The organism is Larkinella arboricola, from assembly GCF_003259745.1.
Classification (GTDB): Bacteria; Bacteroidota; Bacteroidia; order Cytophagales; family Spirosomataceae; genus Larkinella; species Larkinella arboricola.
Genome location: NZ_QLMC01000002.1, coordinates 391,611 through 412,877 on the forward strand (window position 1 = coordinate 391,611; position 21,267 = coordinate 412,877).

17 protein-coding genes and 1 other RNA gene are annotated in these 21,267 nt (G+C 52.1%); 14 read left to right on the forward strand and 4 right to left on the reverse strand.

The window, feature by feature from the left end; all coding sequences use genetic code 11:
- Positions 1 to 41: 41 nt before the first annotated feature.
- Positions 42 to 917, reverse strand: coding sequence for a lysophospholipid acyltransferase family protein (locus tag LX87_RS08720; protein WP_111628338.1), 876 nt, complete (start codon positions 915 to 917; stop codon positions 42 to 44).
- Between the two features lie 114 nt (positions 918 to 1,031).
- On the opposite strand from LX87_RS08720, the gene LX87_RS08725 reads away from it, so the two are divergent.
- The 4 genes from LX87_RS08725 to LX87_RS08740 all read left to right on the forward strand — a co-directional run bounded on the left by LX87_RS08725 (position 1,032) and on the right by LX87_RS08740 (position 6,882).
- On the forward strand, positions 1,032 to 1,685 hold the full coding sequence (locus LX87_RS08725; protein ID WP_111628339.1) for a WbqC family protein: 654 nt from the start codon (positions 1,032 to 1,034) through the stop codon (positions 1,683 to 1,685).
- Positions 1,686 to 1,746: 61 nt separating this feature from the next.
- Positions 1,747 to 4,281 carry an ATP-dependent Clp protease ATP-binding subunit gene (locus LX87_RS08730; protein WP_111627829.1) on the forward strand — a complete coding sequence of 845 codons (2,535 nt, stop codon included), beginning with the start codon at positions 1,747 to 1,749 and terminating at the stop codon, positions 4,279 to 4,281.
- Positions 4,282 to 4,399: 118 nt separating this feature from the next.
- On the forward strand, positions 4,400 to 5,548 hold the full coding sequence (locus LX87_RS08735) for a hypothetical protein (RefSeq protein ID WP_111627830.1): 1,149 nt from the start codon (positions 4,400 to 4,402) through the stop codon (positions 5,546 to 5,548).
- Between the two features lie 191 nt (positions 5,549 to 5,739).
- A complete protein-coding gene (locus LX87_RS08740) occupies positions 5,740 to 6,882 on the forward strand; it encodes an outer membrane beta-barrel protein (protein ID WP_111627831.1) in 1,143 nt (380 codons plus the stop codon).
- On the opposite strand, the gene LX87_RS08745 is transcribed toward LX87_RS08740, so the two are convergent.
- The gene (locus tag LX87_RS08745; protein ID WP_111627832.1) at positions 6,883 to 7,653 is read right to left on the reverse strand and encodes a phosphatidylinositol-specific phospholipase C/glycerophosphodiester phosphodiesterase family protein; all 771 of its coding nucleotides are present in this window, start codon (positions 7,651 to 7,653) and stop codon (positions 6,883 to 6,885) included.
- A gap of 226 nt (positions 7,654 to 7,879) precedes the next feature.
- On the opposite strand from LX87_RS08745, the gene fabG reads away from it, so the two are divergent.
- The 10 genes from fabG to trmD all read left to right on the forward strand — a co-directional run bounded on the left by fabG (position 7,880) and on the right by trmD (position 18,537).
- Positions 7,880 to 8,626 carry a 3-oxoacyl-[acyl-carrier-protein] reductase gene (fabG, locus tag LX87_RS08750; RefSeq protein ID WP_111627833.1) on the forward strand — a complete coding sequence of 249 codons (747 nt, stop codon included), beginning with the start codon at positions 7,880 to 7,882 and terminating at the stop codon, positions 8,624 to 8,626.
- Positions 8,627 to 8,711: 85 nt separating this feature from the next.
- Positions 8,712 to 10,796 carry a vWA domain-containing protein gene (locus LX87_RS08755; protein ID WP_111627834.1) on the forward strand — a complete coding sequence of 695 codons (2,085 nt, stop codon included), beginning with the start codon at positions 8,712 to 8,714 and terminating at the stop codon, positions 10,794 to 10,796.
- A 49-nt stretch (positions 10,797 to 10,845) separates the two neighbouring features.
- Positions 10,846 to 11,727, forward strand: coding sequence for a DUF2279 domain-containing protein (locus tag LX87_RS08760; RefSeq protein WP_229310598.1), 882 nt, complete (start codon positions 10,846 to 10,848; stop codon positions 11,725 to 11,727).
- 38 nt (positions 11,728 to 11,765) lie between these two features.
- Complete coding sequence (locus tag LX87_RS08765; RefSeq protein WP_111627836.1) at positions 11,766 to 12,764, forward strand: Smr/MutS family protein; 999 nt, start codon at positions 11,766 to 11,768, stop codon at positions 12,762 to 12,764.
- Positions 12,765 to 12,780: 16 nt separating this feature from the next.
- Entirely contained in the window at positions 12,781 to 14,181 is a 1,401-nt protein-coding gene (locus tag LX87_RS08770; RefSeq protein WP_229310599.1) for a DUF4403 family protein, read from the forward strand.
- A gap of 125 nt (positions 14,182 to 14,306) precedes the next feature.
- An RNA gene (rnpB, locus tag LX87_RS08775) (RNase P RNA component class A) lies at positions 14,307 to 14,756 on the forward strand.
- A 100-nt stretch (positions 14,757 to 14,856) separates the two neighbouring features.
- Entirely contained in the window at positions 14,857 to 16,395 is a 1,539-nt protein-coding gene (locus tag LX87_RS08780; RefSeq protein WP_229310600.1) for an OmpA family protein, read from the forward strand.
- A gap of 228 nt (positions 16,396 to 16,623) precedes the next feature.
- Complete coding sequence (locus tag LX87_RS08785; RefSeq protein ID WP_111628341.1) at positions 16,624 to 17,160, forward strand: 30S ribosomal protein S16; 537 nt, start codon at positions 16,624 to 16,626, stop codon at positions 17,158 to 17,160.
- A gap of 122 nt (positions 17,161 to 17,282) precedes the next feature.
- A complete protein-coding gene (gene rimM, locus LX87_RS08790; RefSeq protein ID WP_111627838.1) occupies positions 17,283 to 17,873 on the forward strand; it encodes a ribosome maturation factor RimM in 591 nt (196 codons plus the stop codon).
- Positions 17,863 to 18,537 (forward strand): tRNA (guanosine(37)-N1)-methyltransferase TrmD, encoded by a 675-nt coding sequence (trmD, locus tag LX87_RS08795; protein WP_111627839.1) that lies wholly within the window; start codon positions 17,863 to 17,865, stop codon positions 18,535 to 18,537. The genes rimM and trmD overlap by 11 nt, the downstream gene beginning before the upstream one ends.
- A 16-nt stretch (positions 18,538 to 18,553) precedes the next feature.
- Here trmD and LX87_RS08800 read toward each other — a convergent pair whose 3' ends face one another.
- Together LX87_RS08800 and LX87_RS08805 are read right to left on the reverse strand one after the other, a co-directional pair.
- The gene (locus LX87_RS08800; protein WP_111627840.1) at positions 18,554 to 20,746 is read right to left on the reverse strand and encodes a transglycosylase domain-containing protein; all 2,193 of its coding nucleotides are present in this window, start codon (positions 20,744 to 20,746) and stop codon (positions 18,554 to 18,556) included.
- Between the two features lie 57 nt (positions 20,747 to 20,803).
- Positions 20,804 to 21,253 carry a GNAT family N-acetyltransferase gene (locus LX87_RS08805; RefSeq protein ID WP_111627841.1) on the reverse strand — a complete coding sequence of 150 codons (450 nt, stop codon included), beginning with the start codon at positions 21,251 to 21,253 and terminating at the stop codon, positions 20,804 to 20,806.
- Between the last annotated feature and the right edge of the window lie 14 nt (positions 21,254 to 21,267).

The following is a 21,267-nucleotide window of genomic DNA, read 5'->3' on the forward strand; positions in this document are numbered from 1 at the left end:
GCACCCTTCTATTCCTCAAGTCTTCGAGGAATAGAAGGGTGCTACCATTTTACCTGTGTTTTCTCGTACTGACTTCGTTGATGCTTCCAGCGTTTGTGCGACCAGAGCCAGTCGGACGGGGCTTTCTGGATGGTTTTTTCCAGTAAATCCCGGTAACGGTTTATCACTTCGCCGTTTGGGAGATGGTCGTACGGCGGTTCGGCAATGGGGTGGAAGGTCATTGAATAATGGCCCCGGTGGGTGCGTTCCATTTCAATGTAAAAAACCGGAATTTTAAACGTGCGGGCCAACCGCTCCGTGCCGGGGTAAAAAGGCGTTTCCTGGTGCAGAAAAGGGGTCCAGTACCCGTACTCTGGCTGATCGGGAATCTGGTCGGCCACCAGCGCAATTAAGCGGGGCTCGTGCCGACGGCTGGCCATTTCCCGCAGCAGAGACTTCATCGGAACCGGTTTGGCGCCGAACCGGGCGCGGATGTACCGAACCAGGTGTTCGGAAAGCTCGTTGTTTAATTTTTTGTAAACAGCATCCGCGGGCATACCGTTTACAACCGACGCCGAGGGCGCCCATTCCCAGTTGCACTGATGAGACGCCATAATCAGCACCGGCTGACCCGCGGCCAGTTTGTCCAGCACGATATGTTTATTGGTAAACTGCACCCGTTTTTTCAGCGCGCTGGGAGACAATCCCGGCAGTTTGACCGTTTCGACCAGCACGTCGGCAAAGTTGCGGTAAAATTTTTTGGCGATCCGGCGATGCTCGGCATCCGATTTTTCGGGGAAAGAACGTTTTAAGTTCGTAAGGATAACCTCTTTTCGGTAACCAATCACATACGCCAGCAGGTAATACAGCACGTTGGCAATCGCGTAAAATACAGGAAGCGGTAATCGGGAAAGAATGCGAAAAAAATAAAGTGTCATTGTAAAATTGGGAATCTGGTCGGCAAAACCATACCGCAAATTAAAATTTTGCTAAACCGTTTGCTTGTTCAAGGCGAAATTCATTTATTTGATACCATCAATAGGTCGAGTATATTGGAAAAGTACCACGTTGATCGTGTCACTCAGGGCATTCGGATTGAAGCACACTATCTACCGAGCCTGACTTATTTCACCGCACTTTTACCCTTCGATACCGTTTGGCTGGAAGCAGCCGAGCATTATGGAAAGCAAAGTTACAGAAATCGGTGTTATGTCCTGACGGCAAATGGCATCGACCGCCTGACGGTTCCGGTACTGAATGGGACGCATAAGCAGTTGATTCGCGAGGTTCGGATCGACGACCGGCAAGCCTGGCCCGACCGTCACTGGCGGTGTTTGGTAACGGCTTACAGCAAAGCTCCTTTTTTTGAGTTCTACGCTGATGAATTGGAATCGGTATTTCACCGGAAATGGGTTTATCTGTTCGAGCTAAACCTTGAACTGCTGACATTATGTCTGAAATGGCTGGGCTGGCAAAAAAAAGTCGTCTTGACGGAATCCTTTGAAAAGCAGCTTGGTAGCGAACTCGTAGACGCTCATTCGCAGATTAACGCCCGGGGGAATACACAAAATGGCAGGTTTTATCGACCGGTTGCGTACCAGCAAAACTTTGGCAACGTATTTGTACCGGACTTAAGCATTCTGGATTTGATTTTCTGCCAGGGGACCGAAGCCTCTAATGTTTTACGGCAGTCATTAATCAAGTGAACAATACCGAAAAAATTTTCGTTAGTTAGATAAGACGCAATTACAATACAACCCTAAGCGAATGGAAGCTAAATTTTCGAACCGAGTTAAAGAAGTTATCTCGCTCAGCAGAGAGGAAGCCCTGCGTCTGGGTCATGATTACATAGGTACAGAGCACCTGCTGCTGGGTATGATTCGGGAAGGAGAAGGGGTAGCCGTTGGGTTATTGAAAAAATTGGGCATTTCATTGGACGAACTCCGTGTAACAATCGAACAGGCGACCAAAGGAACCGCAACCAACAATGTCAAAAATCTGGCCAATATTCCACTGACCCGCCAGTCTGAGAAAGTCCTGAAAATTACGTACCTGGAAGCCAAAATCTTTAAAAGCCCGCTGATCGGCACCGAGCACCTGCTGTTGTCAATCCTGCGCGATGAAGATAACGTAGCCACCCAGATCCTAAACAAATTTAACGTCAACTACGAGGTAATCAAGGAGATGCTGGAATATCAATCTTCTGGTACACGTCCGCATATGGGCCCCGAAACTGACGACGACGACAACGACCGCGGTATGTTTGGAGGCAGCAGCTCCGGCTCGGGAAAAGATCCGAAAGGGTCTGAGAAGTCGCGGACGCCGGTTTTGGACAACTTCGGACGTGACCTGACCAAACTGGCCGAACTCGGCAAACTCGATCCGATTGTGGGTCGTGAAAAAGAAATTGAACGGGTGGCCCAAATCCTGAGCCGCCGGAAAAAGAACAACCCGATCCTGATTGGTGAACCGGGCGTTGGTAAAACCGCCATTGCGGAAGGTCTGGCGCTGCGGATCGTTCAGAAAAAAGTATCGCGGGTGCTGTTTGGCAAACGCGTGGTGACACTGGACCTGGCTTCGTTAGTGGCCGGTACCAAATACCGCGGCCAGTTTGAAGAACGCATGAAAGCGGTCATGAACGAACTGGAAAAATCACCGGAAGTGATTCTGTTCATCGATGAGTTGCATACCATCGTGGGCGCGGGTGGTGCTTCGGGTTCACTCGATGCCTCCAATATGTTCAAACCGGCGCTGGCTCGCGGTGACATCCAATGTATTGGTGCCACAACGCTGGACGAATACCGTCAGTATATCGAGAAAGACGGTGCGCTGGCCCGTCGGTTCCAGGTGGTTATGGTGGACGCTACCTCGGTAGAAGAAACCATCGAAATCCTGAACAACATCAAAGATAAGTACGAAGATCACCACCACGTCAACTACACCCAGGAAGCGGTGGAAGCGGCCGTGAAGCTGTCGGAGCGTTACATCTCTGACCGGTTCCTGCCCGACAAAGCCATCGACGTTCTGGATGAAGTAGGTGCCCGCGTACACATTTCCAACATCTCGGTTCCTGAAGATATTCTGAAGCTGGAAGAAAGCATCGAGAATATCAAGAAGGAGAAAAACCAGGTGGTGAAAAGCCAGAAATACGAAGAAGCCGCTCAACTGCGCGACAAGGAAAAACGCCTGATCGATCAGTTGGACCGCGCTAAACTGGCCTGGGAAGAAGAAACCAAGAAAAAACGCTATACGGTAACGGAAGAGAATGTGGCCGAAGTTGTCGCCATGATGACCGGTATCCCGACCAACCGCGTAGCCACCAACGAAGGTGCCAAGCTGTTGAACATGGCCGATCAGCTAACCGGTCGTGTGATTGGTCAGGACAAAGCCGTTCAGAAACTGGTGAAAGCCATTCAACGGACCCGCGTTGGTTTGAAAGATCCGAAAAAGCCGATCGGTTCGTTTATTTTCCTCGGCCCGACCGGGGTTGGTAAAACCGAGCTGGCGAAGGTACTGGCTTCGTATCTGTTCGACAAAGAAGATGCGCTGGTGCGGATCGATATGTCGGAATACATGGAGAAATTCAGCGTAAGCCGTCTGGTCGGAGCTCCTCCGGGCTACGTGGGTTACGAAGAAGGTGGTCAGTTGACGGAAAAAATCCGCCGGAAACCGTACTCTGTCGTTCTGCTGGATGAGATCGAAAAAGCGCACCCGGATGTGTTCAACATCCTGCTGCAAGTGCTGGACGATGGTATCCTGACCGACGGTCTGGGTCGCCGGGTTGACTTCCGGAACACCATCATCATCATGACCTCGAACATCGGGGTTCGTGACCTCAAAGATTTCGGTACCGGTATCGGTTTCGCCACCCGTGGCAAGACTGAGAATCAGGACGAGATCATGAAGAGCACGATTCAGAACGCGCTGCGGAAAGCCTTCTCACCGGAGTTCCTCAACCGTCTGGACGATGTGATTGTGTTCAACTCGCTGCAACGCGAAGACATCCACAAGATCATCGACCTGATGCTGGGCAAACTGCTGGGCCGGGTAACAAGCCTGGGATACAAAGTCGAGCTGACCGAAAAAGCGAAAGACTTCCTGTCAGAAAAAGGCTACGATCCGCAGTACGGTGCTCGTCCGCTGAGCCGCGCCATTCAGAAATACCTGGAGGATCCCGTTGCGGAAGAAATCCTGAAGGGTGATCTGAAAGAAGGCGATGTGATTCAGGCCGACTACGATGATAACGGTGAAAACCTGACCATTACGGTGAGAAAATCGGAGCCGGTAACCGAATCAGAATAACTTCTGAATAAATCAATACCGATAGGCTGGACGAAAGTTCAGCCTATTTTTTTTTACTTAGGGGTATCAAAAGAAGCAGGTTGACGAAATACCGTCCCTCTGCTGTCTCTCAACGACTATGAAAGCGACCACGACCCTAAGTCTTGCTTTTCTGCTTGCCTTTTCCGCCTTTGCCCAGACTGAGCCGGGCCGGGCGCTGTGGAGCGGCAACCTGCAAATCAACACCACCCAACTGGCGGGTGAATATCCAAACGGCTATACCCGCCGAAGTCCGCAGCTTAATCTTTCCGTTCATCATGGCGTGTTTTTGCAGAATAACTGGCTGATGGGGCTGGCCGTCAACGGTTCGTATTATAAACAACGGAACGCCAGTACTATTCCACTGGACCAGAACTACTGGCAGGGCGGTTTGTCGGTATTTGCCCGGAAATACTGGGGAGCCAGCAACTGGCGGATTTTTGCCGGGGGCGGGATTGGGGGCAGTCTCGATCAGCTTCGGCAGGAGGTATACAACACCAGCACGAGCGTCCGGAGTGAAAACCGTACCCATACGTATCAGGTTGCCCCGTTTACCCAGGTTGGCGGTATCTACTTCCTGAACAGCCGCTGGGGCCTGGAAGTGGCCACCAGCAGCACGGTTTTTCCGTTTACGTTCAGCGGTCTGACTGCCGGGCTGGTGTACATGACCGGTTCGACGCAATCGGAACGCCCTATTCTGGCGGCCACCCCGCCGACGGTGGGTTCTCAAACCCGGGCGGGGCGGTTTACGGTCGGCGCGAGCATCGTGTTTTCAAGCCGCAATGAAGAGGTAAACAACCAGACGGCCAACGCGCACAGCCTGAGGGCCGCCCCCGCTGTCGGTTTTTTTGTCGCCAATAATTTTCTGGTCGGTATTTCGGTACCGATTACCTGGAACACGGCTAACGGAACCACTAAAACAGCCGAAACGGACCTCAGTTTTGCCCCTTACGTGCGGGCGTACCTGTCCAGCACCCGGCTCCGGCCCTACGCCGGAGCGACGTTCACCTATTCGACCTACTCATTTAAACAGGACCCGTATCCGCGCGAACGGATTAGTCATACCGTGGGCGGAACGCTTAACGGCGGTCTGGCCTACCTGCTGGGCAAAAACTTCATTGCCGAAGCCAACCTGCTCAATTTAAGTGTTAGTAAGCAAACGCAGCATAATCAGTTAAAAAACGGATCATGGCTTGAAGGATTGCACCTGACCACCTCACCGGCTTTTTCGGTTCAATACGTATTTTAAAGCTTCCCGCTGACGAATTCGGGCTAGTCTGACCCTTTTAGGGTTGACATTCCATGACAATACGCTTGCCGGTCAATTCCTTCTAATAAGTTATCGATAGTTTTTGAGACTACTTAAGGAATTTTAACAAGAAATAGTATACATATGTGGGTAGCATCCGCTATATTTTTAGCGGATTAACTGTCTGCATCATGAAAAAACTACTATTCTTAGCCAGCCTGGCTGCTGTCTCCACACTTGCACAGGCACAAACCGAAAAAGGCCAGGGCCTCTGGTCCGGAAGCTTGTCATTTTCCTATTCTTCGCAAAAGAATAATCAAAGCGGATTTAGAAATAGTATATCGCAGAGTAACCTGAGGATTAGCAGAGGAGTATTTTTCAGGGACAATTGGCTGATTGGGGGGACTTTAAACATTGGATACGGAACCAACTATTCGAAGTCTTCGTATTATAATCCGCCCAATACTATTGACTATCAGACTATATACCCTGGAATAAGTGGGTTCGTTAGGCGATATTGGGGCCAGGGAAAGTGGCGGGTTTTCCTCGGAGGTGGTCTTTCGGTAAACTATACCAGAAGCAATTATGAGGGGAATGACGTAAACATAGGACAAGTTAAGGACCAGAATAGAGTTAGCGCTGCACCGATGTTTCAGGCAGGTGCCAACTACTATCTAACTGACCGTATTGGGCTGGAAGCGTCGACTACGTCTAGCTCCTTTCCATTTTCAGTAAGTGGGGTAGGAATAGGTCTGGTCATTTTAACGGGCGTCAACTCGACCAGCAATGTAGAATCGTACGAAGCCCCCCAAACGACAAAAGGCCGTTGGGTTGTGGGTGGAACTTTTCAAGTAGAGACCATGGGTGAGACGATCAACCGACCCGGAGCCGAAACGGACCGCTCGAATACGTTTACACTATCACCATCAATTGGATGGTTTGTAAAAAAGAATCTTTTATTGGGTGTAGCCGTGCCGCTAGCCTTAAGCAGCTCGGACGACGGTTCTACTTTTGTTTACGGTATCAACCCTTACATAAAGAAATATATTTCGGATAACCGTCTGCGTCCTTATGTTTCCGGCGATTTATCATACGCAGCTACTCGCAATAAGTCCAACGTAAATGAGACAAAGAACACCACCCATCAGGCGGGCTTAGCTGTAGGAGCCGGTTTAGCGTATCTTCTGGGCGACCGGTTTATTGTAGAAGCGGAACTGGGCGGAGTCTATTTTAATAAACCATTTTATCGGCAAAGTACCGGTTCTACTGCCTGGAACGGCGGCTTATCGGCTACCCTGCAACCCAGCTTCACCATCAATTACGTGTTTGACTGATCACTTGATCACCTTGGCGCATTCCTCGACTTTGTCGGTGTTGATGAAATCGACGCCGATTTTGTCGAGTTGCTTCCAGGTGTTGGCGTTGTCGGGGGTGGCCCAAAACCGGATGGGTTTATTCTGGCTGTGCGCCCGTTTGATAAACCGTTTCAGCGTTTCACGATCTTTTTCCGGCATGTCACCCTCACCGTTCCAGCGGGAGTAGTTCTGAAAGGAATCGCTGAACAGCGCCACGTGCTTGATCGTTTCGTCGTCGTACTGCTCGCTGGGCCGTCCGTCGAACAGAATGTAGGCCGGATAATCAATCCAGTCGGCAATGGGCGGACGGTTGCCGCTGATTACCAGTTGAATTGCCATCGGGTTCATCGACCGGTCGAAGCAGGTGCGGTAGGGGGCCACGGCTTTTTCCAGGAGCTTGATGCCTTCCACGCCATTGTCCTTCATGTCGATCATCAACTGAAAGGTGTATTTCCGGTCGTCACTGACGGCACCAGCCGAATACCGGTTTTTGTGCCTGGCAAACAGATCGGCAATCGGCTTCAGATAGAGCGAATCCAGCGTACGGCCGGGCTTTATTTGGGATTTCTCATGGGCAACCACTAACTTACCGTCAACCAGAAATACGTCGGCTTCGATGGACCCGGCGCGGTGACGAATGGCGTTGGTGAGCGGTTCCGGTTTTTCGTAATCGTTATGGGCGTGAATTTGCTGGGCGATACTTTGCAGGCTGCAACAAACGATCAAACCGAGCAGAGCAAAACGTAACATGGTTATGGATGGAATGACAGTGAAGAAAGCAAGGGTTGTTTGGCAACGGAAAATTTTCGGGCATCTCCGGACGATGCGCCTGAAACTACGCATTTCGAAGGAAGAACCACGAAAAAAGTCGCGTAACTCTTTATAAGGTTTCGGGCAAAAGTAGTCGGATGATCGAATATATACTACTATTTTTGCGGCCAATCTTATAAACCTTCGTTACTCTCAAATCTACTCCATGAGTTTACTTCAAGGAAAAGTTGCGCTGATTACCGGAGCCTCACGCGGCATCGGCCGGGCCATTGCCACGCGTTTTGCTCAGGAAGGCGCCCATATTGCGTTCACGTACCTCTCAAGCGTTGAAAAAGGACAGGCGCTGGAAGCCGAACTGTCGGCTTTTGGGGGCAAAGTGAAAGGCTACCGCTCCGATGCTTCGGATTTCAAAGCCGCCGAAGAACTGGTTAATCAGGTCATTGCCGATTTCGGTACCATCGATACGGTGATCAACAACGCCGGTATTACCCGCGACGGTCTGCTGATGCGGATGAGTGAAGAACAATGGGATGCCGTTATTAACGTTAACTTAAAGTCGGTCTTTAACCTGACCAAAGCCGTCATCAAACCGATGATGAAAGCCAAAAGCGGTTCGATCATCAACCTGACATCGGTCGTTGGTTTGCGGGGCAATGCTGGTCAGGCCAATTATGCGGCTTCCAAAGCGGGGATCATCGGCTTTACCAAGTCGGTGGCGCTGGAACTGGGCTCCCGCAACATTCGTTCGAACGCCATTGCTCCGGGTTTTATCGAAACCGAAATGACCGGCGAAATCAACGAGAAAGCCATGGAAGAATGGAAGCAGTCGATCCCGCTCAAGCGCGGTGGACAACCGGAAGAGGTCGCCGACTGCGCCCTGTTCCTGGCTTCCGACCTGTCGCGCTACATCACCGGCCAGGTGCTGCAGGTCGACGGGGGAATGCTTACGTAGTAATGATGAGTGAAGAGTTAAGAATTAAGAGTTTAATGCGTCAGCCAACTCATAATTCTTCACTCTTCACTCTTAACTGAAAAAGATGCGCTCCGAACTGTATTTTCAATCGTCGCCCTGGTGGCTGCTGGTTTGTCTGGCGGTGGGTGCGGCTTATGCGTTTGCGTTGTATCAACCCAATTCGGGGTGGAGCCAGCGGATGAATCTGTCGCTGGCTGCGTTCCGGTTTGTGGTCGTCAGCGTGGTGTGTTTTCTGCTGCTCAATCCGCTGATACGCAGCATTCAGACCGTCACCGAAAAGCCGAAGGTGGTGCTGGCGATTGATAATTCGGAGTCGATGACGGCGGGTGGCCGGGCGCAGCTTGACCGGGCGCTGGAAGCCGCCAGCCAACTGCGCGAACGGCTGACGAGCGAAGATATTGATGTGTCGGTGCAAACGCTGGGCGACAGCCTAGTTGCGGGCGATCTGAAAACCGTGGCCTTCAACCGACGGACTACGGACCTGTCGAACCTGCTGGGCGGTATCCGGACGGCTTACGAAGGCCGTAACCTGACCGATGTGGTTTTGATTTCGGACGGTATTGCCAATCAGGGCCTGTCACCGACGTTCGGGCGCTACAACTTTGCGGTGCATACCGTTGGTGTGGGGGATACCATTCCGAAACGGGATGTGCAGCTGAAAGACGCCGTTGCCAACAAAATTGCGTACCTGGGCAACCAGTTTCCGATTCAGGTGGATGTGGCCAGCTACGGTTTTCAGGGCCAGAACGGTACGGTGGTTTTGCGGCAGAACGGCCGGGAACTGGGTCGGCAGACCGTTGCTTTCAACCGGCCCGAAACGTTTCAGCAACTGACGTTTCAGACCTCGTCCAGCCAGAAGGGAATGCAGCATTATGTGGTGGAGGTGTTGCCGCTGAGCGGTGAATTTTCGCCCCGAAATAACCGCCGGGACGTTTACATCGACATTATTGACGGCAAGGAGAAGATTCTGCTGCTGGCCCTGAGTCCGCACCCAGACATTAAGGCCCTACGCAACATCATCGAGCGAAATCAGAACTACGAACTTGACATCCGCATCCTGAACGGCGGCACCGCCGAGATTCCGGACAAAGCCTATGATCTGGTCATTCTGCACCAGTTGCCCGATAATCAGAATGCCGGGGCTGCGGTGGTTCAGAAGGCGCTGCAAAAAAATAGACCGGTGCTTTTTGTGCTGGGCAACCAGTCCGGCTTGCAGTCGTTCAACGGGTTGAACCCGGTGATGCAGATCGTAGCCGGGGGCGGGCAGACTGACAAAGTGACCGGACGGTTTAACCCCGATTTCCGCCAACTGAATCTGGATGCCCAAAAGCTGACCCTGCTGGATCGGTTGCCGCCCCTGCTCGTACCGTTTGGCGATTTCAAACTGTCGCCGGGCAGCGAGGTGGTGCTGTGGCAGCAGGTCGGGAGCGTGCGGACGAGCAAACCGTTGCTAGCGCTGAATATTTCCTCCCAGCGCAAAGCTGCCGTGCTGGCGGGCGAGGGCCTGTGGGAGTGGCGTCTGGAAGAATTTGCCCTGACCGATAACCAGGCTGTAATCGACGAACTGCTTCAGAAAGTCATGCAACTGGTGTCGATCAAGGAGGACCGTCGGAAGCTTCGGGTTTATCCGACCCGCAACGAATTTCTGGCCGGTGAGAAAGTAGTCTTCGAGACGGAGATGTACAACGATATTTACGAGAAGCTGTACGACCGGCCGGTGCGGCTGGAAATTACGAACGAGCGGGATGTACCACGGAGTTTTAATTACACCCCAACCGCCAGCAATTCCCGCTTCGAAGTCAGCAGCCTGCCCGAAGGCGTGTACCGTTTCCGGGCAACCGCATCGCTCAACGGACGAACCGAGACGGCAACGGGTGAGTTTATCGTGCGCGAGCAGCAACTGGAAGCCATCAATACCACCGCCGACCACCTGATGTTGCGGCAGTTGTCGCAGCAAACCGGTGGCCGTTTTTACAATGCCGCCACCCTGGCATCGCTGGCCGACGATCTGGCAAGCCGCAAACCCGCCGGACGCCTGAGCAGCAACGAATCCCTGAATGAACTCATCAGCTTACGGTGGATATTCTTCCTGATTCTCCTGTTAATCAGTGCCGAGTGGGGTCTGCGAAAGTACCATGGAGCGTATTAATAGAAGTGAAGTGAGCAGCGTCAAAGGAAAAACCGTATGGAAGGTCGTTTTGCTTTTTTTACTTCTGCATACCGGCGCACCAGCGGTCATTGCGCAGGATTCTACCAGCCGGGTTGAGGAGCCCTGTTACCGCTGTCGGCTTCGGGGTTTACTCATTGGCGAGTCTGTTGTGTATGCCGGAACACTCTACAGTTTAAGCCGGGCGTGGTATAATAACCCCCTGACGAATTTCAAATTCTTCAACGACAACCGTGAGTGGCTGCAACTTGATAAAATCGGCCATATGGTGACGGCCTACCAGATAGCCCGGGTTTCGGCGCAGGCTTACCGCTGGGCCGGTGTCTCGGACCGAAAAGCCGCTCTTTATGCCGGTCTTACGGGCGTGATTTTCCAAACACCGATTGAAATTCTGGACGGTTTTTCTCCCGAATACGGTTTTTCGGTAGGCGATATGATTGCCAATGTGGCCGGACCAGCCCTATATACGGGCCAATATCTGGCCTGGGGCGAATTGCGGATTCAGCCGAAATTCTCGTTTCATTACACACGGTTAGCGAAAGAACGCCCGAATTTGCTGGGAAAACACTGGAATGATCGATGGTTGAAAGATTATAACGGGCAAACCTATTGGCTTTCAGTCAATCCGTCGTCGTTTGCCGGGCGGGAGTCCAAATTCCCCAAGTGGTTGAATGTAGCCGTTGGTTATGGCATTCACGACATGGTATCAGCCGAAGTTGCCGGAAGCATTGAGCGCGGTTTTCGGCCGTACCGGCAGTGTTACCTCTCCCTCGATGTGGATTTTACCCGGATAAAAACCCGGAACAAGACGTTAAAAACCGTGTTTTTTCTGTTGAACACCCTGAAAATGCCCGCGCCGACGCTGGAATACAACGGTCGGAACGGTTTTCGTTTTCACACGTTATATTACTGACGTACGTACGATGTAAGGTAGGTACATGACCATTAACTATGAATATTGGAGATAAAGTACGAATGCTGCGGGCCAAGGAGCAGGGCATTGTGACCCGGTTTCTGCCCGGCAATCAGGTAGAAATTGAAATTGAAGACGGTTTTCGAATACCCGTCCTGCGGTCGGAGATAGTGGTGGTGTCGCCCATGGAGGCCACCCGGTTTAAACCCGAACCGACGGTTGACCCGAAAAAACCGGCCAAAACAGAAATCATCGGTAATGTCGGTATTTACCTGGCTTTTGTTCCGACGAGCGAACGCGGGGGCGTGCGGGAAGTAGAGGTTTTGCTGGTCAACAATACGGACTGGGAACTCCCGTTTACCATCGGGGAGGAGCGGGAAACGCGCTATACCGGTTTACTGTCGCAGGTCCTGAGAGCACGGTCTTTCGCAAGGCTGGGGCAACGGTATTCGCTGGCGACGTTTGAAAGCTGGCCGACGTTTCTGATTCAGGCGCTCTGGCACCGGAGCGGTGGAACGACCCTGCGCCCTCCGCTGGTCAAACGGATCAAGTGCCGGGCGCAGACCTTCCAGGCCAATAGCGGGACCATTCCGGTGGTAAACCAGACCGGCCACGTGTTTCAACTGGATGTGGAAGACACCGTTGAGCCAGCGCCCGCCAAGCCCAAAGCCGAGAAACCCATCAATGCAGCGGCCCTGCGGGAGAGTTTGATGGGCATGACCGATAAAACGCTGCCCACGCCGGTCGAGCGGCCGTCGGCGCAGGTCGATTTACACATTGAAAAATTATTGCCCAACGGATTTGGGGAGCGGACGAGTGCCGACCTGCTGCAAATCCAGCTTCAGGCGTTTGAGAAAAATCTGGAAAATGCCATTGCCAGCGGCATGGATGATATTACCTTCATTCACGGAGTGGGCAACGGGGTTTTGCGAAACGAGTTGCACCGGCGGCTGGGCAAAAATCCAAACGTTGCCTATTTTGAAGATGCCCAGAAGGAAAAATTTGGTTATGGCGCGACCAAGGTTAAGATCAAATAAAAATATTTTCACTACATTGACCCCGTTCCGATGCCTGTTGCTGGCCCTGCTGCTGGTTCAGGCATGTAAACCCACGGCCACGACCAATCCGAAGGCTCCGAAAGCGGCCTATCAGGTAACTAAAATGGAAGTACAGAACGACAAATTTTTATCCACTGTAAACGTTCCCCTATCCATTGCGCTGGCCGATGTCGAGCGTCAGATCAATAGTCAGGTCAATGGGCTGATTTACGAAGACAACAGCCTGACTGATAATGACGATGATCTGTTTATGACCAAAGTCTGGAAACGCGCTCCCATTCATGTCACCGCTCAGGACAGTCTTTTTCGCTTTCAGGTTCCGCTGAAAATCTGGGCCAAAGCCGGTGTGAAGGTGCTGGGGTTTACGCAGTTTCAGGAAACGGAATTTGAAATGAACCTCCGGTTTGCCACGCGTTTTGCCATCGGCAAAGACTGGACAGCCCATACCCAGACCACCGCCGAAGGCTACGACTGGGTGAAAAAACCCGCCCTGAGAATTGCTGGTATCGAAATCCCGGTCGCGAGCATCGTAGGCCGCCAGATCGACAAAAATCTGGGCAAAATCAGCCAGGCGCTCGACGAGCAGGTTCAGAAACAGGTTGATCTGCGAACGCCGGTATTGCAAGCCTGGAATACCATTCGGCAACCGTATCTGGTTTCGGAAAAATACCGTACCTGGCTGCTGGTGGTACCCAAGCGGATTCTGATCACGCCCTTTCGCTTTGAAAAAGGGGCCATTCGTTCCACCATCGGCATCGAAGGCTATACGCTGACTCAAACCGGGGCTAAACCCGAGGTGCGCCCGGCTACTGCCGTTCCGGAGTTGATGGTTTCCAATGTTATTTCTGATCAGTTCCGCATTGGTTTGCTGAGCGAAGCCACCTACGGCGAAGCCGCCCGGATTGTTTCCGAAGAGTTTGTGGGCAAATCCTACGAGTTTCGGGAAGGCCGGTATAAGATCACCATTGCCGGAATTGATTTGTACGGACAGAACAACACCCTGATTGTCAAAGCCGATCTGAAGGGGAGCCTGAACGGAACGGTTTATCTGCGGGGACAGCCGTATTACGATGCCCAGGCCCGTACCATTTCGCTGCGGGACTTGCATTATGATCTGGATACAAAAAATATTCTGTATAAAACGGCGAATTGGTTATTGCAAGGTAGCTTTGCGCGCACGTTGGAAAAACAGCTGACAATTCCGGTGGGTAATCAGATCGACGAAGCACGAAAATCGCTTCAGGATCGATTAACGAACAATCAGATAACAAAAGGAGTTGTAATCAACGGTAAACTTGAACAAGTGACGCCCGATCAGGTTTATCTGACACGGGAGTCGATGCTGGCGGTGGTTTATGCCTCCGGAAAAATCAATTTAAAGGTCGAAGGATTGTAGTTAGAGCCCCATTTGCCTATTTTTTTAGACAACAGGCTCGAAAAATTTGCAGTTTTTCGATACCAGGTTTTTAAAGAACCTAAGTATTTATAGATTTGCGGTAATCACGGCATGGCAACCGACGCGAGGTAAATTGTCTTATCGCTCCGGGGCGGTTAATCGAACCGGGGAGGAAAGTCCGGACAGCACAGAGTACCATACTTCCTAACGGGAAGGCAGCGAGTGGGAGACGCCCGGCGTCGTACGACTCGTTGACAGAAAGTGCCACAGAAAATATACCGCCGTAGACCGTTGGATAAACAGTTTGCGGTAAGGGTGAAAAGGTAGGGTAAGAGCCTACCGCCCGGCTGGTGACAGACGGGGCAGGGTAAACCTTATGGGCTGAAAGATCAAATAGGCATCGGAATGGGGGCGACTCGTTCCTGTAGTTTCGGCGAAAGCCGCAATGACGCCGATGCGGGTAGATCGATGGAGTTCCGGAGTGATCCGGAATCGAGATAAATGATAAGAGTCCGAAAAGACGGCTTCGGCCATCGGATCGGAAACAGAATCCGGCTTATAGATTTACTTCGCGGAGGATGCCGCTAAAGGAATAGTTTAGCAAGGTCTGCCGAACCGGCGGTCGACCGGGCGATTGTTCAACGTAAAAGGCTTATGAATTAAACCTGAGTTCTCATGAAGAAAATTTCCATTTTCGCTTCTCTGACGCTTCTGTTACTAACGCAGGCCGTCGGGTATGCCCAAACTGACACCACCACCACCAGTTCCACGTCCGGAACATCGACCCGTAACCGGTCTTACGAAGGCGATTACAAGATGAATACCTGGTCAGTGACCGTCACACCCGCGCTCACGCGTTTCTTTGGCGACCTGGATAATTACGGTTTTTATAAGGCTTTTCCGGAAAAAGGGCCCCGTTCAAAAATAACTGGCGCCGTTGGCGTGTCGATCAATAAACAAGTATCGCACCTTTTTGGCGCGTCGGCGGAGTTTAATATTGGTTCGCTGCGTGGGTCGAAACAGGCGCTTTACAATGCCTGGTTCCGCTCCAACTTCCTGCAGGGAACCCTGAACGCCAACGTCAACATGAAATCGCTCTTGTTCGGAACACGCAAGCTGAAACGCTGGAAATGGGACATTCAGGCCGGAGCCGGTTTGATGTGGTTCGATACCCGGGTGTATGACCTGACAACCGACGAGATGATCCGCTACTCCAACGACCGGCGCGACTACAGCTCCGTTACGCAGGGGAAATGGGAAGCCGACGGTTCGGTGTATACCCGCGAGTTTGTGTTCCCGGTTGGAACGTCACTGCACTACGAACTGACGCCCCGTCTGGATCTGGGTATTGATGCTACCCTGTACAATGTCAATACCGAGAAACTGGATATGACAGTAGGTGGGGTTGACAACACCAACCCGGCTAACGTATACGGCTGGAGACGCGGTGATTCAGGGCTGGACAAATGGGCACGGCTTGGTCTGTCGATCACCTACAAAATCGGTAAGAGCGCCGTCAAGGTAGGAAAAGATGGTGTTTACGATCCGGCAAAAGGCCGTTACCACCTGCGTTGGGCTGATCCGAAAGACCTGATCAAGGAACCGTACAACCCGACGATGAACGACGCGGATTCGATTGCCAAAGCCAACATGCCGAAGCCGGTTGATCCTCGCCTGTATACCGACTCTGACAACGACGGTGTAGCCGACCTGTTTGACAAAGAAGCCAACACCCCTGCCGGTAGCGTTGTTTCGGGTGCCGGGGTAGCCATGAACCTCGACAGCATCATCAGCTCCATTCTGCGCGGCAAATTTGCTCCTGAGTGCGAAGCGCTGTTCAGCAACATTGAATTTGATACCGACAAAGCCACGATTCGTCCGGCTTCTCAGGACATCCTGCGGAAAGTTATCGAACTGTTGAATGTGAAAACCAACTGCGGTCTGATTCTGGTTGGCCACGCCGATCACCGGGCTTCTTATGGTTACAACCTGCAATTGTCGAAGCGTCGGGTTGATGCGGCTAAACGCTTCCTGACCCGCGCCGGTCTGACCGACCCCAGCCGTGTAACGATCGAATACTACGGTGAGTACCGCCCGATTGCGCCAAATACCACCGGCGATAATCTCCAGCGGAACCGTCGGGTAGAGCTGAAAATTGTTCCGATGAACATGCTTCGGTCGCCCTACCAGTCGGGTCAGCGTTTCGACCGATAAACAAAGAGTTAGGTACAAAACCCCGGCCGACGCCGGGGTTTTGTCGTTTAAGGGCAATGGGGTCGGAGTGTTTCAGAAACGGTGTTAAAAAACGGCTTGAAAGCTGTTTTCTCTGGGACGGCATGAAGTTTCTTTACAAAAAAAGTTGTACCTTTGCCCCCTAATTCCATTGAAGGGCGGCTATACAACACGGTATGCCGGGACCTTCACGAAAAACAAACCAATAAAATGGCAGTTAAAATCCGTTTATCGCGTCGGGGACGCAAAAAACTGGCTATCTACGACATCGTAATAGCCGATGCCAGAGCACCACGGGATGGTCGCTTTATTGAAAAGATCGGTTCATACAACCCAAACACGGACCCATCAACGGTGGTACTGAAAAACGACCGCGCCGTTGAATGGCTGTTGAACGGGGCGCAACCGACTGATACGGCCCGCTCCATTCTGTCGCATGAAGGCATTATGTTGAAAAAACACCTGCAAGTTGGTGTACTGAAAGGTGCTATCACGCAGGAACAGGCCGATGCCAAGTTCGAAGACTGGAAACAAGGTAAAGAAGGCCGGAAGCAGGGAACTGCCGACGTTAAATCGCAGCAGCAGGCTGAGGCTAAACAGGCCCGTCTGGATGCTGAGAAAAAAGTAAACGAAGCGCGTGCTCAGGCTATTGCGAAGAAAAACGTGGTTGAAGAACCCGTTGCTGAAGCACCAGCTGAAGATGCAGCTGAAGCACCAGCCGCTGAAGAAGGCGAGGCACAGGCGTAATCCGTTAGTAACGGCTTGAATGAACAACTGATGGGGGTTTGTTTCTTGAAACAGATTGCTATCAGTTGTTCTTTTATACGGACCTTTCCCGACGTTGCTTCGGGATGTAAATAGCTAAAATTGTGACGAAAGACGACTGCTTCCAGTTAGGAAAAATAACCAAAACGCATGGCGTTCAGGGAGAAGTGGTTTTCTTCCTGGATGCCGATTCGCCGGAGCTGTACGAAACGATGGATTCGGTCCTGATCGAAATAAAAGGCGATCTGGTGCCCTATTTCATTGAATCCATATCGGTAAACCGCAACCGGGGCATCGTTGCGCTGGAAGGCGTTGAGACGATTGAGGAAGCGCAGAAACTGGTCAACTGTGATTTGTACCTGCCGCTTGATAACCTGGACGAACTGGAAGAAGGTCAGTTCTATTTCCACGATATTGTTGGTTATCAGGTGCGGGATGAAAAACTGGGTGATCTGGGCACGGTTCGGACGATCTACAGCGTGCCGCCCCAGGATTTGATCGCTATGGATTATCAGGGGAAGGAAATCCTGATTCCGATCAATGATGAACTGACGCCCTCGGCGGATAAAGAGCAGAAAATTCTGCACGTTCGCTTACCGGAGGGTCTGGTTGATGTTTATCTGAACGAACCGTCGGCCAGAACTGGGAAAGATACGGACGAGGACGACGAAGAGAACGCACTGGATGAGGATTGATATTTTAACCTGTCTGCCCCGGCTGCTGGACAGTTTTTTTGCGCACTCCATATTACAACGGGCGCAACAGGGCGGTTTTGTGGAGGTGGTGGTTCACGATCTGCGCGATTATTCGCTCGACAAACACCGTAGGGTGGATGATTATGCGTTTGGGGGCGGGGCCGGAATGGTCATGTCTATCGAGCCAATCGCCCGCTGTATCCGCGCTTTGCAAGCCGACCGTACCTACGATGAGATCATTTACGTCACACCGGATGGCGAACGGTTTGAGCAGCGAACGGCTAACCGGCTTTCACTAGCCCAGAACCTGATTATTCTCTGCGGCCACTACAAAGGCGTTGATGAGCGGGTTCGGGAGCTATTTGTAACGAAAGAAATCAGCGTGGGCGATTACGTCCTGTCCGGGGGCGAACTGCCCGCGGCCATCATTTCTGATGCCATTATCCGGTTGTTACCGGGTGTGCTGAACGACGAAACGTCTGCCCTGACCGATTCTTTTCAGGACGATTTACTGGCTCCGCCGGTGTATACCCGGCCTGCCGACTATGAAGGTCACGCCGTTCCCGACATTCTGCTGTCGGGCCACGAAGCCAAAATCAATGAGTGGCGGTTTGAAAAAGCATTGGAACGAACCCGCCAACGGCGACCGGACCTGTTGTCCTGACGGGTTCGTTTCCGGCTTATTGCGTAGAGCTATTTTCCTGCTGTTCCCGTTCACGACGGCGCTGTTCGCGTCGCTCCCGGCGCAGTTGACGGCGGGTTTTGGGAACTGAATCCGTTTGGATGACCGCACCGTTGGCGGGCTCCTGCTGGGGCGTCACCACCTCCGGTTCTGTCCGATCCCGCCCAAAGACGCGCCGGAAGAAATCATTAATACCGTTAACGCCGTCTTCCGGCTGGTTGTCATCCGGCATCATCAGGGAGTCGATCTCGATGGAATCCACCGGTGCAATTTCCTGCCGCAGGCCCTCGCGGAGCCGAACCCCGTAAAAACCGTAGGCCGTGGTGTCGTAGGGTGTCAAACCGCGGGAGGCCATGATGCGGCCAATCAACCTGAAATAACCGCGTATATACGTTTTAACCGAACCATCGGGGTAAAAGCGGCTGAGTGTCAATTTCGGCGACGGAACAACGTACGACAGCAGAATGCTCTCGCCAATGGTCAGATTGGCCGGGCTTTTGGCAAAATAATACCGGGAGGCTTCCCCAATACCGTAGATATTACGTCCCCATTCGATGAAGTTGAGGTAAATCTCGTACATCCGCTCCTTGCTGATAATCCGCTGGTTTTCAATTAACCACACAATCAGAATCTCTTCAACTTTCCGGGATAAGGTTTTATTCCGATTCAGGAATGCATTCTTGACAAATTGCATTGAAATGGTGCTGGCTCCCCGCGTAAATTTCTTGGTTTTGAAGTTGGTCGCGATAGAAACCCGAAATGCCTTCTCATTAAAGCCCTTGTGGGTGAAGAAGTTATAGTCTTCCGCCGTCAGCACCGCATTACGCAGGTTCGGAGAGATGGCGTTCAGCGGAGTGAAATCCGGGTTGGCCGGGCCAACAATAAACTTGCGAACCAGCTTGTCTTTTTCGTAGACTTCGTGCTCAAACGGCTGGTTGACCCGACTGAAATCTTCCTTGCCAAATTTTAGAATTTTGAACCCGTCTGGCGTCAAACCCGAGTAGAACTGCACCGAATCCGGCATCGAGCTATCCAGGTGAAAGGCCATATCATACTTGAGTGTACCGGCTACTTTCATTCCCTCCAGCGACTCAAAAAGCCCCTGCGGAAATGAATTGAACAGATCCTGAGCTACGAGCGGGTCGGTATGCAGTTGAACGTCGTAGATTTTGTCGGGCGACAGTGTGTATTTGATGAAAGGCCGGGCTTTTACTTTCCCCAGATAAATCGTTGAGGAACTGTCAATACCGACGTAGTTTTCGCCCACAAACAGGTTGGCGTCCATAGCCGCATTGGGCACCAGCACTTCGCCCAGGGCCACGGCGGGGTGATTGATGCGCAGGTTCCGGACGGCTCCGGTTCCTTCCATCCTGAATTCTCCGCCCGAGCTGGCCACATCCCTCAGCTCGGCCCGCAGGGTATCGGCCTGAAGTTTTAGCTTGAAACGTTCTTCCAGATAAGGCAATTCGAGCGGCTTGCCGTCAGCATACAGCGAAACGTTGGCTTCCTGATCGGAGGCATCGACCGTACCTGTCAGGTGCCAGACTGACTCGTCGCCGTTCACGCGGATGGTCGAAGTCAGTTCTTCGTCGTCAATGGTGGCGGTTTCGGTCAGGAAGCGGAGTTTGCGTTCGTTGTCGGTCAGGCGGAGTTCCAGGTTCTGGATGTCCATGTTGTCCGGAATCTTCGCCAGTAGGTTATCAACCAGATTTTCGGCTACCACCGCCAGATCCACCCGGCGACTGCTGCTTTCGGTGGTCTGCGTCGCAGCCGTCGAATCTTTCTTTTGCGATTTGGTCAGAAAATCGACGTTGGTGGTGCTATCGCGCCGGACCACGTGGGCCAGTCCGTTCTGCAAGGTAAGCGACGAAACGGCCACCCGTCCGATAAGCAGGGGCCAGATGCTGACGCCCACCTCGGTTTTTTCAACCCGGAACAGGCTATCACGGTCCTGCGGTACAACGGCAACATCCGAAAAGGCAACTGTCGACAATCCGGTGAACTGGGCGCTTCCGATGGTAACATTCAGGCCGTAATCCCGTTTGGCTTTCCGGATGGCTCGTTCAAGTCCTTCTTTCAACAGGGCTTCCCGCTTTGTGTAAGCAATACCGGCACCGATACCACCCAGCACCATGATTCCCAGTAATACCCAACCTGAAATAATCAGTATACGTTTTTTGTCGACTTGCATTGTGTCCTATAAAGTGTCCGATCGGTCGGCACTTTCTCGTGAGGTGCGAATTTAAGGCTATTTATCAAAATCCAGGTGGCAATTCCACCATTCCGTGTCGAAGCGGGTGCCAAACTGTTTGTAAAAGTTGATGGCGGGCTCGTTCCAGTCGAGTACCTGCCACATCATCCCCGTACAGTTGGTTTGGCGCGCTTCTTCAATGGTGGCATCGAACAGCGCCTTTCCCAGTCCCCGACCCCGATAGGCCTCCTTCACAATAATGTCCTCCAGATACAGCCGCTTGCCTTTCCAGGTCGAATACCGGAAATAATATAACGACATGGCTACGATCTTGTTTTCGATTTCGGTCACGAGCACGCCAAAAAGTGGCTGGTCGCCAAAACCGTCTCTCAGCATTTGCTCGGGGGTGTTGGTTACTTCCTGGGGCGCTTTTTCGTATAAAGCCAGTTCCTGAACCAGTTCAAACAACTGCGGAACGTCGGTGGCGACACCTTTGCGGATGATCATTCGTCGTATGTTTA